The organism is Microbacterium sp. (assembly GCF_051860965.1).
In the GTDB taxonomy this organism is placed as follows: Bacteria; Actinomycetota; Actinomycetes; order Actinomycetales; family Microbacteriaceae; genus Microbacterium.
In genome coordinates this window covers 23,268-37,801 of sequence record NZ_JBIMKU010000003.1, presented here as the reverse complement: position 1 = coordinate 37,801, position 14,534 = coordinate 23,268, and the positions used below count along the sequence as shown (strand labels likewise).

Annotated in this window: 14 protein-coding genes and 1 tRNA gene; 11 read left to right on the top strand and 4 right to left on the bottom strand. The window is 67.8% G+C overall.

Annotation, left to right across the window (positions count from 1 at the left end):
* The first annotated feature begins 94 nt into the window (after window positions 1–94).
* From ACTIFV_RS06080 to ACTIFV_RS06065, 4 genes are all read left to right on the top strand, one after another.
* Window positions 95–1,063, top strand: a complete 969-nt coding sequence (locus ACTIFV_RS06080) for an AAA family ATPase (RefSeq protein ID WP_439592298.1) — start codon at window positions 95–97, stop codon at window positions 1,061–1,063.
* 13 nt (window positions 1,064–1,076) lie between these two features.
* On the top strand, window positions 1,077–2,333 hold the full coding sequence (locus ACTIFV_RS06075; RefSeq protein WP_439591884.1) for a DUF58 domain-containing protein: 1,257 nt from the start codon (window positions 1,077–1,079) through the stop codon (window positions 2,331–2,333).
* The gene (locus tag ACTIFV_RS06070) at window positions 2,323–4,662 is read left to right on the top strand and encodes a transglutaminaseTgpA domain-containing protein (protein ID WP_439591883.1); all 2,340 of its coding nucleotides are present in this window, start codon (window positions 2,323–2,325) and stop codon (window positions 4,660–4,662) included. Before ACTIFV_RS06075 ends, ACTIFV_RS06070 begins: the two co-directional genes overlap by 11 nt.
* Before the next feature lie 26 nt (window positions 4,663–4,688).
* Window positions 4,689–4,773 (top strand) — tRNA-Ser (locus tag ACTIFV_RS06065).
* A gap of 355 nt (window positions 4,774–5,128) precedes the next feature.
* Here the strand turns inward: ACTIFV_RS06065 and ACTIFV_RS06060 are convergent.
* Window positions 5,129–6,175, bottom strand: a complete 1,047-nt coding sequence (locus ACTIFV_RS06060) for a cation diffusion facilitator family transporter (RefSeq protein ID WP_439591882.1) — start codon at window positions 6,173–6,175, stop codon at window positions 5,129–5,131.
* Entirely contained in the window at window positions 6,172–6,537 is a 366-nt protein-coding gene (locus ACTIFV_RS06055) for an ArsR/SmtB family transcription factor (protein WP_439591881.1), read from the bottom strand. The genes ACTIFV_RS06060 and ACTIFV_RS06055 overlap by 4 nt, the downstream gene beginning before the upstream one ends.
* A gap of 195 nt (window positions 6,538–6,732) precedes the next feature.
* On the opposite strand from ACTIFV_RS06055, the gene ACTIFV_RS06050 reads away from it, so the two are divergent.
* From ACTIFV_RS06050 to ACTIFV_RS06035, 4 genes are all read left to right on the top strand, one after another.
* On the top strand, window positions 6,733–7,062 hold the full coding sequence (locus tag ACTIFV_RS06050) for a heavy-metal-associated domain-containing protein (protein ID WP_439591880.1): 330 nt from the start codon (window positions 6,733–6,735) through the stop codon (window positions 7,060–7,062).
* A 32-nt stretch (window positions 7,063–7,094) separates the two neighbouring features.
* Window positions 7,095–9,239, top strand: a complete 2,145-nt coding sequence (locus ACTIFV_RS06045; RefSeq protein ID WP_439591879.1) for a heavy metal translocating P-type ATPase — start codon at window positions 7,095–7,097, stop codon at window positions 9,237–9,239.
* A gap of 37 nt (window positions 9,240–9,276) precedes the next feature.
* Complete coding sequence (locus tag ACTIFV_RS06040) at window positions 9,277–9,717, top strand: DUF6153 family protein (protein ID WP_439591878.1); 441 nt, start codon at window positions 9,277–9,279, stop codon at window positions 9,715–9,717.
* 102 nt (window positions 9,718–9,819) lie between these two features.
* The gene (locus ACTIFV_RS06035) at window positions 9,820–10,431 is read left to right on the top strand and encodes a DUF305 domain-containing protein (protein WP_439591877.1); all 612 of its coding nucleotides are present in this window, start codon (window positions 9,820–9,822) and stop codon (window positions 10,429–10,431) included.
* 441 nt (window positions 10,432–10,872) lie between these two features.
* Here ACTIFV_RS06035 and ACTIFV_RS06030 read toward each other — a convergent pair whose 3' ends face one another.
* Together ACTIFV_RS06030 and ACTIFV_RS06025 are read right to left on the bottom strand one after the other, a co-directional pair.
* Window positions 10,873–12,111, bottom strand: coding sequence for a tyrosine-type recombinase/integrase (locus tag ACTIFV_RS06030; RefSeq protein ID WP_439591876.1), 1,239 nt, complete (start codon window positions 12,109–12,111; stop codon window positions 10,873–10,875).
* 13 nt (window positions 12,112–12,124) lie between these two features.
* Entirely contained in the window at window positions 12,125–12,709 is a 585-nt protein-coding gene (locus tag ACTIFV_RS06025; protein ID WP_439591875.1) for a hypothetical protein, read from the bottom strand.
* A 153-nt stretch (window positions 12,710–12,862) separates the two neighbouring features.
* Between ACTIFV_RS06025 and ACTIFV_RS06020 the strand changes: the two genes are divergently transcribed.
* The 3 genes from ACTIFV_RS06020 (at window position 12,863) to cmtR (ending at window position 14,514) form a co-directional block, all read left to right on the top strand.
* The gene (locus ACTIFV_RS06020; protein ID WP_439591874.1) at window positions 12,863–13,042 is read left to right on the top strand and encodes a helix-turn-helix domain-containing protein; all 180 of its coding nucleotides are present in this window, start codon (window positions 12,863–12,865) and stop codon (window positions 13,040–13,042) included.
* A gap of 21 nt (window positions 13,043–13,063) precedes the next feature.
* The gene (locus ACTIFV_RS06015) at window positions 13,064–13,753 is read left to right on the top strand and encodes a hypothetical protein (RefSeq protein ID WP_439591873.1); all 690 of its coding nucleotides are present in this window, start codon (window positions 13,064–13,066) and stop codon (window positions 13,751–13,753) included.
* A 425-nt stretch (window positions 13,754–14,178) separates the two neighbouring features.
* Window positions 14,179–14,514: a Cd(II)/Pb(II)-sensing metalloregulatory transcriptional regulator CmtR gene (cmtR, locus tag ACTIFV_RS06010; protein ID WP_439592297.1), complete on the top strand. Its 336-nt coding sequence runs from the start codon at window positions 14,179–14,181 to the stop codon at window positions 14,512–14,514.
* Window positions 14,515–14,534: the final 20 nt, after the last annotated feature.

Below are 14,534 nucleotides of genomic sequence, written 5' to 3'. Positions count from 1 at the left end.
GGAGGGCGACGACGCCCCCCTGTACTCACCGCCGACCGGCGGACCCGAGGAGGTCGCAGTGACGGACACCGCTACGACGGCAGCCGCCGAGGCGATGACGGCCGAGGGGTTCGCCCGCGCGACCGACGGCATCCTGGCATCCGTCGGCACCGTGATCGACGGCAAGCCGGATGCTGTGCGCTCGGCGCTCGTGTGCTTCCTCGCCGAGGGGCACCTGCTCATCGAGGACGTTCCCGGCGTCGGCAAGACGATGCTCGCGCGCGCACTCGCGGCCTCGGTGGATGCGACGGTGCGTCGCATCCAGTTCACGCCCGATCTGCTTCCCGGCGACGTGACGGGCGTCAGCGTCTTCAATCCCGTCGACCGGGAGTTCGAGTTCAAGCCCGGCGCGATCTTCGCGAACATCGTGATCGCCGACGAGATCAACCGGTCCTCTCCCAAGACCCAGTCGGCGCTGCTCGAGGCCATGGAAGAGGGGCAGGTCACGGTCGACGGGCGGACGCATCCGCTCCCCCAGCCGTTCCTCGTCGTCGCGACGCAGAATCCGCTCGAGATGGAGGGCACCTACGCCCTGCCCGAGGCGCAGCGAGACCGCTTCATGATGCGCATCTCGATGGGCTACCCCGATCCGCGGTCCGAAGCGCTCATGCTGCGCCAGCGCGACGCGGTGAACCCGCTCGACGCGCTGGTGCCGGTCGCCACGGGCCGCCAGGTGTCGGCGCTCGTCGCGTTCGCGCGGGCCGTCCACGTCGCCCCCGCGCTCGAGGACTACGCCGTGGCGCTCTCCGCCGCGACGCGCTCGCACGCCGATCTGCGTCTCGGCGCCAGCCCGCGCGCGACGCTGCAGCTCGTGCGCGCAGCGAAGGTGTGGGCCGCCCTCGACGGTCGCGACTTCGTCATCCCCGACGACGTCACCGCTCTCCTCGTGCCGGTGTTCGCGCACCGGCTCATCCCCACCCGGTCGGCCGGCGGCGCCCGCTCGCGCGGCGGCGCCGACGCCGTGACGACGATCCTCGAGCGCATCGCCTCGAGCGTGCGCGTGCCGATCGCCTCGCGCCAGTGAACGTCTGACCGTCATGAGACGCGTGTGGCCACTGACCGTCCGTGGCACGGGCGCGCTCGTGCTCGCCCTCGCGTGCTTCATCATCGCGAACGAAGCGGGCATCATCGAGCTGCTGTACTTCGGCGTTCTCCTGGTCGCTCTGCTCGCGGCATCCCTCGCCGCCCTCTACCTGGCGCGGCCGACGGATGCAGTCGTGCGATCGCTGCATCCCGACATCTCGACCGTCGGCCGCGAGACGCTCGTCGACGTGCGCGTCGGGGTGCGCTCGGCGTTCCCGACGCCGGCCGGAACGTGGACGGACGGCATCCCGAAGGCGCTGCGCGGCAAGGCGCAGGGCACGTTCCCGGCCCTCGGGTCAGGGCTGCGGGGCGGCTCGCGCGCCGGTGCCCGCAGCGTCGATCTCACCTACTCGGTCACGGGCGTGCGCCGTGGGGTCCACGCGCTCGGACGACTCGCCGTGCGCTTCACCGACCCGTTCGGCCTCGCGCGGCGCAGCATCATGCTGGGCGATCGCACGCCCGTCACCGTCGCGCCGGCGATCGTGGATCTCTCGCCCCTGGTCGACTACGCGGGCGAGGCGGGCGGGACCCTGCACACCACGACGAACCAGCTCGGCCAGGGCGCCGACAACCTCGTCGCGCGGCCCTACGTGCCCGGCGACTCGATGCGCCGCATCCACTGGCGCGCGACCGCCCACCGCGATGAGCTGATGGTGCGCCAGGAGGAGCAGGAGTCCACTCCCGAGGCGAGCGTCGTCCTCGACCGGGGCGTCCTGCGGTGGTCGTCCGAGGCGCTGAGCGCGCCGGGGGCCGACCCGGGCTTCGAGACCGCCGTGTCGATGTGCGTCTCGGCCGTCGCGCGGCTCGTGCACGACGGGTACGCCGTCGAGGTGCTCGACAGCGACGGCACTCTGCTCGCCGAACGCATCGACGGCGGCGACATGGACGACGTCGAGACCCTGCTGACCCACTTCGCGACCCTGACCGCGCGTCGCGACGACCATCTCGGCAAGCTGTCGCGCCTCTTCGCGGGCGTCAACACGGGTCCGCTCGTCCTGATCGTCGGGCGCTTCGATCCCGCCGACGCCGACGCCATCGCGGCCGTCCCCCACCACAGCACGCTCCCCCTGCTGTTCTCGACGTCGCCCGTCGGCGACGCGCTCGACCGTGCCGCCGATGCCGGCTGGCGCGCGCACGCGCTCGAGCCCGACGGCGATCTCGCCTTCGCCTGGAGCTCGGGCGTCGGTCGGGGGGTGCACGATGTCGTCTGACGTCCGGGCGCGCCCGCAGGCCGACCCGCGCCCCTCGCCCTCGTACGCGCAGCGTCCGGGGCCCGTCGAGGAGCGGGCGACTCCGCGACGCGACCTCGCCGTCACGATCGGCCTCTTCGCCGCGCTCGTCTCGGCATTGCTGCCGGTGCTCCCCGTCGTGCGGCCGGGGGGATGGATGCTGGGCGCCATCGCGCTGGCGGGGCTCATCCTCGCGGCGGGTTACCTCGCCCGACGTCGCCGCATCCCCGCCGTCGGCGTGAGCCTCATCGAGGCGGCCCTGTGGGTCATGTTCCTGACCGGCGTGTTCCTCAACACGACGGCGATCCTGTGGGTCATCCCCACCCTCGACACGTTCGCCGCCGTGCCGGCCCTCGTCGACCGCGCCGTCATCGAGATCGCCAACGGATCCGCGCCGCTCGACGTGTCGCCGTCGCTCTCGATCATGATCGTGGGCGCGATGGGACTCCTCGCGATCATCGTCGACCACGTCGTCCTCACGGCGCGCATGCCGCTCCTGGCCTCGGTCGGGATCATCGCGGTCTCGCTCATCCCGTCGATCGCCGTGCCCGGAGATCTCGACGTCATGGCGTTCGTGCTGCTCGCGGCATCCATCCTCTTCCTCATCCGCGCCGAGACGAGCTCGCGCGTCCCCCCGCTCGCACGTGCGGTCGAGCGTTCGGCGGGAGTGCCCGCGACGGCGATCGGCATCGGCGCCGTCGCGGTGATCGTGGCGCTCGTCGCGACTCCGCTCCTTCCGGCGCCGATCCCGCGCACCGGTGCGGGCGTCGGCAACGGACCCGGCATCGACGCGAGCCTGCAGCTCGGCGACGACCTCCGTCGGCCCATCGAGATCGAGGTCATGCGCGTGCGCACCTCGGGATCCGACGCGCCGTATCTGCGCGCGACGACGCTCTCGCGCTTCGACGGCGCGGTGTGGGAACCGGACCGCGTGCGCACGGTGCCCCTCGAGCGCAACGGTGATCTGGGCGCGCTCGAGATCGACGACGACGTGCGACTGGTCGAATCGACGACGACGGTGGACGTCGTCAACCTCGCATCCATCTGGGCTCCGATCCCCTACCCCGCCGTCTCGGTGACCGGACTGCAGGGCGGATGGGTCGCGGTGCCCTACAACCGCACGGTCGTGTCGCAGGCGGGGACCGCGCAGGGTCAGCAGTACGAGGTCGACTCGGTGACTCCGAGGCCCACGCTGGAGCAGATCCGCGCCACCACGGCCGACAGCGACGAGATGCGCGAAGAGCTCACCGCGCTGCCCGAAGACCTCCCGCCGATCATCGCGCAGCTCGCGGCCGAGAAGACGGCGGGCGCGGAGTCCGACTACGACGCCCTCATCGCGCTGCAGCGGTGGTTCCGCGGCAGCGACTTCCGCTACTCGCTGAGCGCACCCGTCGAGGAGGGATTCGACGGATCGGGAGCCGAAGCCGTCGCGTCGTTCCTCGAGGTCAAAGAGGGGTACTGCATCCACTTCGCCTCGGCCTTCGCGCTCATGGCGCGCAGCCTCGGAATGCCCACGAGGATCGTCGTCGGCTATCTCCCCGGCATCCCCACCGCCGAGCGCATCGACGACGAGACGGTCTACAGCGTGCCGAGCTCGCTGCTGCACGCGTGGCCCGAAGTGCACTTCCAGGGCATCGGCTGGGTCGGGTTCGAGCCGACCAACGGCCTCGGCAGCCCGACATCGTTCCTCCCCGCATCGGTCGCCCCGGGACAGATCGGCAATCCGGGCGAGACCGACCCGCAGCCCACCGCCTCGCCGTCGGCGAACCCGACGGGCGGCCCGCTCGACACCGAGGACCCGCGCGCCGGAGAGACGGCCGGCGACGCCGTGCGCATGGTCAACCCCCTCCCGACGCTCGGCGCCGTGCTGGCGATCCTCCTTCTGCTCGGGGTCCCCGCGCTCGTGCGCGAGGTCCGACGCCGCCAGCTCGCGACCGCCGCCGAGAACGGCGACTCCGCAGCGGCGTGGCTGACGGTCCAGGATGCCGCGATCGACGTCGGCATCCCCGTGCCCGCACACGAATCCCCACGCGTGTTCGCGGCACGCCTCGTCGCCGACCACAGCGCGCCGGCGAGCGAACTCGGCGTGCTCGTGCGCGCGATCGAGCGCGCGAGCTACGCGTCGTCGGCGGTCGCCGGGTACTGGCACGGCAATGACGTCGCGGATGCCGCGGCCGCCGTGCGCGCGGAGCTCATGCGCACCGCTCCCCCGGCGCGCCGCGTGCTCGCCGTCATCGCGCCCCGGTCGCTCATCATCCGTCCGGGGAGCGTCTACGCCGGCGGTGCAGGAGCGCGCGTGCGCGCAAGGTAGGATGTCCTGTGGCCCTCCGGGGCCCTGGAGGATTCGCCTAGTGGCCTATGGCGCACGCTTGGAAAGCGTGTTGAGTGAAAGCTCTCAGGGGTTCGAATCCCCTATCCTCCGCGCCCGCGATCCCAGTGTTTACAAGGGATCGCAACCTGATTTTTTCCCCGTGGCACAGTTGGTGGCACAGTTAACGTTCATTAACAGCCCTTTTTTGGGTTGAAAGTTGAAGGTTTCGCTCGTCGGCGCTGTGCGTTGTGCTCAGCCTCGACAGCGCCGACAGAGAGCTCCGCGGCTCGCTTCGCACAGATCGTCCGAGCAGAGAAGCGCGGATCTGCCTGCGCGAGTGCAGCGTTCGACGACGCCTCGTTCCGGCTTCCGCCGCCGTGCAGCGTTCCACCAGGCGCAGGTCGCACGGGCTCCGATGCCAGACTCTCAACAGCCACAGGCGCACGGAGGCCGCATTTCCCGCAGATCAGTTCGTTGCGCGCCCCTCTCGGGCGCTGTACGTGCTGACCATGAACTCGTCAACATTGGGAAGGTGGGCGCGGACAGTGCGGTTCGCCTCTGCCGTGATCGATTCGAGCTGAGCGCGTGATGCTGTCCGATCCACGGCGAGAACTGCGTCTCCTTCGAGGCGGTGCCCGTTCCAACGCAGCCGAACTCGGTCGACTTTGACGCCGTCGACGTGGCCCAGCGCATGCGCGACCCGGTCGACCAGTTCAGGTTCCACGCCGTCGAGGAGGCGACGTCCGACGCTGCGCACGGTGCCGATGAGCAGGATGAAGATCGCGGCGGAGATGATCAACCCGACGATCGGGTCTGCCAAAGGGAAGCCGAGCAGCACGCCGATCCCACCGGCGACGACGGCGAGGGAGGTGAATCCGTCCGTTCGGGCGTGGATGCCATCGGCGACCAACGCGGCGGAGCCGATGCGCTGTCCGACGCGGATCCGGTAGACGGCGACGATCTCGTTGCCGAGGAACCCGATGATTCCGGCGGTAATAACCCAGCCGATGTTGGTGAGCGGCTGCGGGTGAATGATGCGATCGATGGATTGCCAGGCGGCGACGATCGCGGACAGCGCGACGACGAACACGATGAACAACCCGGCGAGGTCTTCGGCGCGGCCGAGCCCATAGGTGTAGCGGCGGGATGCGGCTCGGCGGCCGAGGATGAACGCCACCCAGAGGGGAACGGCGGTGAGCGCGTCGGAGAAGTTGTGGATGGTGTCGGCGAGGAGAGCGACGGAGCCGCTGAAGAAGACGACCACCGCCTGCAGAGCCGTCGTTACCAGCAAGATCAGCAGGCTGATCTTCAACGCCCGGATGCCGGAACTGTTTGCCTCCATCGCGTCGTCGATCGAGTCCGCTGCATCATGCGAGTGCGGCACGAACAGGCCGTACACGAATCCCTTGAATCCGCTCGGATGACTGTGGTCCCTGCCGTGCGAGTGGTCGTGACCCCCGTGGTCATGCTCGTGGTGCGGGTGGGTGTCGTCGTGCTCGTGACGGCTCGTCATCCGCCGACTCGATCCGAATGGTGGTGGCGGGGGGTGCCCCCAAGTGAGTGTTCGGCCTGGAAGATGGCGTCGGCGACCAGCCGGGATGCGTGCTCGTTCTCGAGGCGGTAAAACACCTTCTGTCCCTCCTGCCGGGTCGCGACGATCCGAGCAAGACGAAGCTTGGCGAGATGCTGTGACACCGCCGCCGGCGACTTGTCGACCGCCTCCGCGATGCTGTTCACCGACAGCTCCTGCGCGTCCTGCAGCGCGAGGATGATCCGCACCCGGGTGGCGTCGGCCAACATCCCGAACACCTCTACTGCGAGCTCAACATACGAGCTATCCGGTCGGTACCCGCATGACTGCTTATCTACGCTCATACGCAGATACTACATCGCCGCCACCGTTGCCGACCTCGTTCTCTGAATGCGGAATACCAGTCCATGGGCACCACTTGCATACCCTAGGGGGGTACCATTCGAGAATCGCGCCTGCTCTTGCTGGGCGACCATGGCCGCCATGATTGCCCGGTGGTCCCTTCCTAGACAGCCCCACCACGTATCGGAGAACACACCATGACTGACCGCATCGAGCTCGGCCTCGAAGACACCAGCAGTGCAGGCTGCGCCTGCTGTGCGGTACCGGCATCCGCTGCCGATATCCCTGTCGCCGCGGCGTCGGCCGTGACGGAGGAGGTGCTGGTGTCGGGGATGACGTGCGCGCACTGCGTGTCCAGCGTCACCCAGGAACTGACAAGCATCGAGGGCGTGCAGAACGTCACCGTCGGCCCACACCCCGGCGGCGCATCACGCGTCACGATCAACAGCTCGACCCCGATCAGCAGCTCTGCGGTGAAAGCAGCCGTGGAAGAGGCTGGCTACGCCCTGGCCGACACCTCGGTCTAATACTTCGACGCAACGCAACGAAGGAAGCTCTGATGAGCCAGCACGATCGCTCCCCCCACCCCGCGGGCCACAGCGGGCACGCAGCCTCGACTGCCACCGCGCACGATCATGCGGCGATGGACCACACCGGTCACGACGACGGCCGGGCGCCGCAAGCCGGGCACTCCGATCACGGGCCTGCCGGCCACGGCGGCCACGCGGGTCACGGCGACCATGTGGCCAGGTTCCGGCGACTGTTCTGGATCATGCTGATCCTCGCCGTCCCGGTCGTCGGGTTCTCAATGATGTTCTCGATGCTGGTCGGCTACCAGCTCCCGAACGCCGCATGGGTCGGGTGGGTGTCCCCGGTGCTGGGCACGGTGATGTACGTGTGGGGTGGTGCCCCGTTCCTCACCGGCGCCGTCAGTGAGCTCCGCGCCCGGAAGCCCGGGATGATGCTGCTGATCGCCCTCGCGATCACGGTCGCGTTCGTGGCCTCCTGGGGCGCCAGCCTCGGGGTGTTGGATCATGAGCTGGACTTCTGGTGGGAGCTGGCGCTGCTCATCGTCATAATGCTGCTGGGCCACTGGATCGAGATGCGCTCCCTCGCCCAAACCACCTCCGCCCTCGACTCCCTCGCCGCACTTCTCCCGGACGAGGCCGAGAAGGTCGACGGCGACACCACCGTGACCGTTGCTCCCGCTGACCTGCTCGTCGGTGACGTCGTCGTGGTCCGCCCGGGCGGGCGAGTGCCGGCAGATGGGCGGATCGTGCAGGGCTCGGCCAGCATGGACGAGTCGATGATCACCGGCGAGTCCCGCCCGGTGCGCCGCAGCGACGGGGACTCGGTGATCGCCGGGACCGTGGCCACCGACTCCGGGGTGCGGGTGGAGATCACCGCGGTCGGTGCGGACACCGCCCTCGCCGGCATCCAGAATCTCGTCACCGAAGCGCAGAACTCTTCCTCCCGGGCGCAGCGACTCGCCGACCGTGCCGCAGGGTGGCTGTTCTGGTTCGCGCTCGGCGCTGCCGCGATCACCGCGATCGCCTGGACGCTGCTGGGGTTCCCCGATGATGCTGTCGTTCGCACCATCACGGTGCTGGTGATCGCCTGCCCCCACGCCCTCGGGTTGGCGATCCCGCTGGTGGTGTCCATCGCCACCGAACGCGCAGCCAAGGCCGGTGTGCTGGTCAAGGACCGGCTGGCGTTGGAGAGCATGCGCACCGTGAATACGGTGCTGTTCGACAAGACCGGCACCCTCACCAAGGGCACGCCCGCCGTCACCGCCATCGACCCCGCTGGCGGCATCAGTGCCGACGAGCTCCTCTCCCTGGCGGCCGCGGCCGAGACGGACTCCGAGCACCCCCTGGCCCGCGCGATCGTGAACACGGCGAAAGAGCGCCAGCTCACCATCCCACGCTCCAGTGACTTCGCGTCCTCACCTGCGGTCGGCGTCCGCGCGATGGTGGAGGGGCGCACCGTACAGGTCGGTGGCCCGTACCTCCTCAAGCAAGAAGGGGCGAGCCAGCTGCCCGTCGCCGACGAGTGGCGCGAAGAAGGCGCGATCATCCTGCATGTCCTGATCAACGGGGTCGTGGCGGGTGCGTTGCGGCTTGCGGATGAGATCCGCCCCGAATCCCGAGAGGCCGTGACCGCGTTGCAGGGGCGTGGCGTGCAGGTGGTCATGATCACCGGCGACGCGGAAGCCGTTGCTGCGTCCGTCGCGACCGAGTTGCGTATCGACCGGTACTTCGCCGGGGTCCGCCCCGAAGACAAAGCCTCCAAGGTGAAGCAACTGCAGAGCGAAGGACGAAAGGTCGCAATGGTTGGCGACGGGGTGAACGATGCCCCCGCCCTCGCCCAGGCCGACGTCGGTATCGCGATCGGCGCCGGCACCGATGTCGCGATCGCCTCCGCCGGGGTGATCCTTGCCAGCGACGACCCACGGTCGGTGGTCTCGGTGATCGAACTGTCCCGGGCCAGCTACCGGAAGATGACCCAGAACCTCTGGTGGGCAGCCGGATACAACCTGCTCTCGGTGCCGTTGGCCGCGGGAGTGCTTGCGCCGATCGGGTTCGTGTTGCCGATGTCCGTGGGAGCGATCCTGATGTCGCTGTCCACGATCGTGGTCGCGTTGAACGCCCAGTTGTTGCGGCGCCTGGATCTCAGCCCGGACGCCGTTATCGGCCACCGCTGAACCCGGGTGTCGTACCGTGGAACGCGACGGAGGTGACATGTCGCTGATCGCACTGACAGAACACCTGCGTGCCGGCCACTCGATGGCCCGCACACTACTGCTGCTGATCGCTGTCATCGGGGCGGTCATCGTAGGCCTGCTGGCCATGCACTCCCTCAACACCCACACCACGGCGGAAACCGGCCACCACGCCACCATGGCAGCCGACCCTTCCGGGATGAGCACCGACTCTCACGCTGCGGCGACCACCGCGGTCGAAGAGGCGTGCATTGACTGCGGGTCCGACCACTCGAGCATGTTCGCCATGGCGTGCGTCCTCGCGCTACTCGCCACGGTACTGCTGCTCGCCCGCCCCGCCGGCGGCCACCAGGGCCTCGCACTTCTACCCCGACCGGGACCCGCTACGGTCTCATCGCCCGGCATCCCGGGCCGTTCTCATCCTCCCTCTCTCACCGCTCTCTGCATCAGTCGTACGTGACGCGTCCGAGCCTCGGCACACCCCTGCCGCAGGCTCCCCCTGTCCCACGCCGGGTCTCCCTGACCAGGCGCACCTTTCACGTACCCTTTTTGGAGAACCCTGATGAGAATTCGCACTGCGGCAACCGCCGCACTGGCCCTGGCCACCGTCCTCACCCTTGCCGGCTGCGCAGGTAACACTGCCGGTTCCGGCTCAATGCCGGGCATGGACCACGGCGGCAGCAGCAGCGCTCCACCGTCCGTGGTGATGGCGGAGTTCAACGACGCGGATGTGATGTTCGCGCAGATGATGATCCCGCACCACCAGCAGGCCGTCGAGATGGCCGACATGATCCTCGCCAAAGACGGCATCGACGCCGGAGTGATCACACTGGCGGAGCAGATCAAAGCCGCCCAGCAGCCCGAGATCGAGCAGCTGCAGGGATGGCTGGAAGAGTGGGGCGCCGACAGTGACATGGGCGGCATGGGCGGCATGGATCACGGTGACGGGATGATGAGCGACGAGGACATGCAAACCCTCGACGCCGCCACCGGCACCGAGGCGTCCCGCCTGTTCCTCGAGCAGATGACGATGCACCACGAGGGCGCCATCACCATGGCGCAGGACGAGGTCGACAACGGCCAGAACGCGGGAGCGATCAAGATGGCGCAGACAATCATCGACACGCAGACCGCCGAGATCGCCACCATGCAGGATCTGCTCGCACAGCTGTAACGCGCCATCGTGAGGGACACCTGCAACGGGTGTCCTCACCTTCCGCCCAGGTGCCTGAGATTCCTCTCGCGATCTACCTCCACAGACCTGCGGTTGTTGTCCTGGACATCCCATCCCGAGAGAAGCCGGGCCCGATTCCGACGTCTGGCGGTGGACCCGTGAGCCGGCAAGCGCTTGTTGCCCTCCCTCCGCCGGCGAAATTGTTGCGGAGAGGAAACGACTCCGTGCCTGTCGTTCGCTCTTTGCAGACTGCGCTCTCCGCTGCGCTTCGAGCTCCGCTTAGCAACCGCTCGCTTGGGCACTCTGTCGTGCCCTCCCCGCAATCAGCCGAATGTCGGAGCGAAGGGGGAGTTCGAGGCCGGTCCGAGGCGTGTCATTTTCTGAGGCGCGGCCGGAGAGAGCGTAGGAGGTTTGGGAAGAGTGTGTGAGCGACGGACGTGATCACCGGACAGCCGCTGGAACTGCGGGCTCATCTGGAACCGGCGCGAGCAACCGACCGACTAGGTCAGCCGCGCCGCGCTGCAGCGTCCTGACCGCGTGCGAGTACGTGTTGAGCGTCGTCTGAATATCGGCGTGGCCAAGGCGCTCGGACACGATCTTGGGGTGAACGCCGGCGCGCAGAAGCAGGGTCGCATGCGTGTGACGAAGCTCATGCAGGTGCAGCTCATCGAGATCAGGATGCGCCGCGACTGCCTTGAGCACCCGCTCGCGCCATTGGCGTGAGAACTGCGTGGGGTTGTGCGGCTGCCCGTAGCGGTTGCAGAAGATCAGATGCTCACCACGCGCTACATCCGGTGACACCGCTCGCAGCATGTCGCGCTTGGATCGGAACGCGCCCGCAAGCCTCAGATCGATGTCGACATTGCGTACCCGTCCGCTCTTGGTTGCCTTGAACTCGATGATCGGCTTCTTGCCGGCCTCCTTCACGTAGGACATCGCTCGGGCGATCGTGATGACGTTGTTCTCGAGGTCGAGATCCTTCCACCGCAGTCCGAGAATCTCGCCGCGCCGCATCCCGGTACCCAGCAGTGTCAGCCATGCCAGCCAGAGGTAGTCCCCTGTCGACTCCGACCACTCCAGGAAGAGTCGTGCGTCCTCTGCCGACCAGGTAGACATCTCGGGTGGAGCCGCCTCGAGCTTGGTGGGAGGTGACGCGCGCTTCGCCGGATTGAATCGGAGGAGTCCGTCCTCAAGCGCGTGCTGCAGCACCTGCGAGATCAACACGTGGATGTGCCGAACCGTGGCGGCACCGAGCGGCTCGCCGACGTGGGCTCGATCCTTCCGGCCGTCCCGCTCGAGCTGCCGATAGAAGCGGTTCAGCTGATCCTTCGAGATATCGGAGAGCGGCGAACGGCCCACGCTCGACGGCAGCACATGCACCCGATAATGCTTGCGATAGCCGGCGAGCGTCGTCGCCCGCACCCGGAGCGAATCGAAGTACTTCTCCGCGTAGCTGTTGAGCGTCTGCCGCGTCTCTTCGATGTGGTCGCCACGCCGAATATCGACCTGCACCTCGATGAGAGCGTCGAGCGCCTGCTTCTCGGTCTCGAACCCGCGCTTGAAGCGCCTGACGGTATCGCCGTCTGCTCGCTCCACCCAGTAGGCGATCCGATAGAAGGTCTCGCCTTCCTTCGACCTGTATGAAGACACCGTTCCATCGAGGTTCGATCTGCGTTGCATCCTTGCGCTCCCCTCAGCCGATCGATGGTCCGCCGGACGTAGGCGGCCCGACGACCGGGCCCGTCGCATGCTCACGCCGCGGAGGTTGCGTCGCGCGGGGCTCCGGCAGGTTCACGCCGCCCGCGAGCCCCTCTTGGCGGGCGCGATTCATCAGTCGCGTCGCGGTGCTCTGGCTGATACTCAGTCCGTCCGAGACGGCGCGCAGCGGCGGAAGGTTGATGGCGGCCGCGAGCTGGTACAGCCGGGTGGCATCGACGAGGCTCTGCCAGTGGTTGCGGTCGCTGCGGTCCCGCATGCGCTGGATGTACTGACTGCCAGCAGCGAGTGGCTGATCCGGCTCCGCGATCCTGGAGACCGAGAGACCGCTAACCTGCAGTGCCCACTGGACTCGTACCTCCCGCAGCGTCAGGCTGGTCACCTCATCGCCCCGGTCGGCACGAAGCACCCTGACCTCCGTTGCGACGGTGCGTCTGAGTTCAGCGTCGTATTCGGCTCGCACTGACACTTCTCCGGGCACGCCCGGTTCTTCTCGAAGAACGACCACCCAGGACTCGGGGACGCTCACTCCATCGCCGACGAATACTCGTGCATCGCTCACGTCCCGCGTCTCAAAGCTCACCATGCACTTGATTGTTTCAGGAGTGGATTCGCGGGCACCAGCAGTGTCATGACGCAATCCTGACACATCTGGCTCATCAAGTGCTACCGTGTGCACATGCGCTGACAAAGGTGGCTCACGAAGGAGAAGGCAATGAACCGCTCGCAGACCTCACTCGCACTCACGTACAAAGATGCCGCGGATCTCGTCGGCGTCGAGTACCGCACGATCAAGCTGGGCGTCGAGCGCGGCACCATCCCCACGGTGCAGCTCGGGCCGCGAAGGATGATTCCCCGCGCGGCATTGCTGCGCGTCTTCGGCGTCGAGTCCTGATCGCACCCCGCGGAATCCATCGTGGTCGACGCACGCCTCCCGGCCGAGTGGCTCGGAAGCATCCGCATCGACAACCTCAGCGACCGCGCCTTCCGCATCCTCGCCGGCGCCCTGATGTGGTGCAACGGGCAGGGAACCGACGGCTCCATCCCCGCGCGATACACGAAGTATCTCCATCCTGACGGCGACGATCCGGCCGCGTTCGCGGAGATCGAGCGCGCAGGAATCTGGACTCGGACCCACGACGGCTACGTCATGGACGGCTGGTCGACCGACCTTCGTCAGTCCACCGCGGCCCAGGTCGCGGAATACCGCGAGGGCTCTCGCCAACGTCAGAAGCGCTATCGCGATCGACAGCGAGGCGCTGCCACGTCGGCTGCGGACCCGTCCATCGTCACCGGCGACGTTATGCGTAACGCAACGCGTGAGATGACGCCGGACGTAGGCTCAGGCTCCTTCAACGAGACCAGAGAGAAGAGCGCCTACGCGTCGCGCAACGTCACGCGTAACGCGGACTCCCCGTTCTGCCGTAAGCATCCCGAAGGCACTACGGAGCCCTGCGGAGCCTGCGCACGCGCCAGAGTCGCCCTTGCGGCGCGCCAGAGCACCATTCCCGGTCTCGGCTGGGACTGCACGATCGACGGCCACAAGCTCGTCGTCGACGGGACGTGCGCCGTCTGCGATTACCGCCCTGAGCGTTCGGTTGCGTAGAGAACTCGCCGATTGCCGACTTGGTCGGTAGGGGCCTCAACGTTAGGCCCGCCACTCAGGGACGCGATCGATCCCGTTCGCGAAGCCGCAGTCGCCTGGTCTGGAAACCGGTCGCGAGACCCAGCAGAAGACAGAGGACCGCGATCGGCACCGCAATCGCGGTCGAGCCGCCACCCGTGAGCAGATTTGCGATCAAGACAGCAACCCCAATCCCATTGAGGGCGAGTGCGAGATAGGCGAACTGAAGCGAGGTCCAGGGCTGTCGGCCCTCGGGTTGATGTGGCGACACGATGGTCCATTCGACGAAACGGCTCCCCGACCCTACCTTCCCGGTCCAGACTGACCGGTAGCCTTTGCGGCATTTGATCGCCCATTGAGTCGAACCCGAGCCGATGATTGATCAGCCATCACTGTATAGTCATTGTGTGCTGACTATTGCTTCTCGTCTCGACGTCATGAACCGCCTCGGACGCGCGATGGCGGATCCGACGCGGTCGCGGATCCTCCTGGCCCTGCTGGACGGGCCGGGTTATCCGGCGGAGCTCGCGCATGACCTCGAGTTGACGCGTACGAACGTGTCGAATCACCTCGCCTGCCTTCGGGGATGCGGGCTGATCGTCGCTGCGGTGGAGGGGCGACGCACCCGTTACGAGATCGCGGATCCGCATCTCACGCAGGGAATGCGGCAGCTGCTCGAGGCGGTCGTCGCGGTCGACGAAGGCGCGCCCTGCGTCGATGACGCGTGCGAGTGCTGCGCATGAGCGAGGAGTGCTGCGGTCCC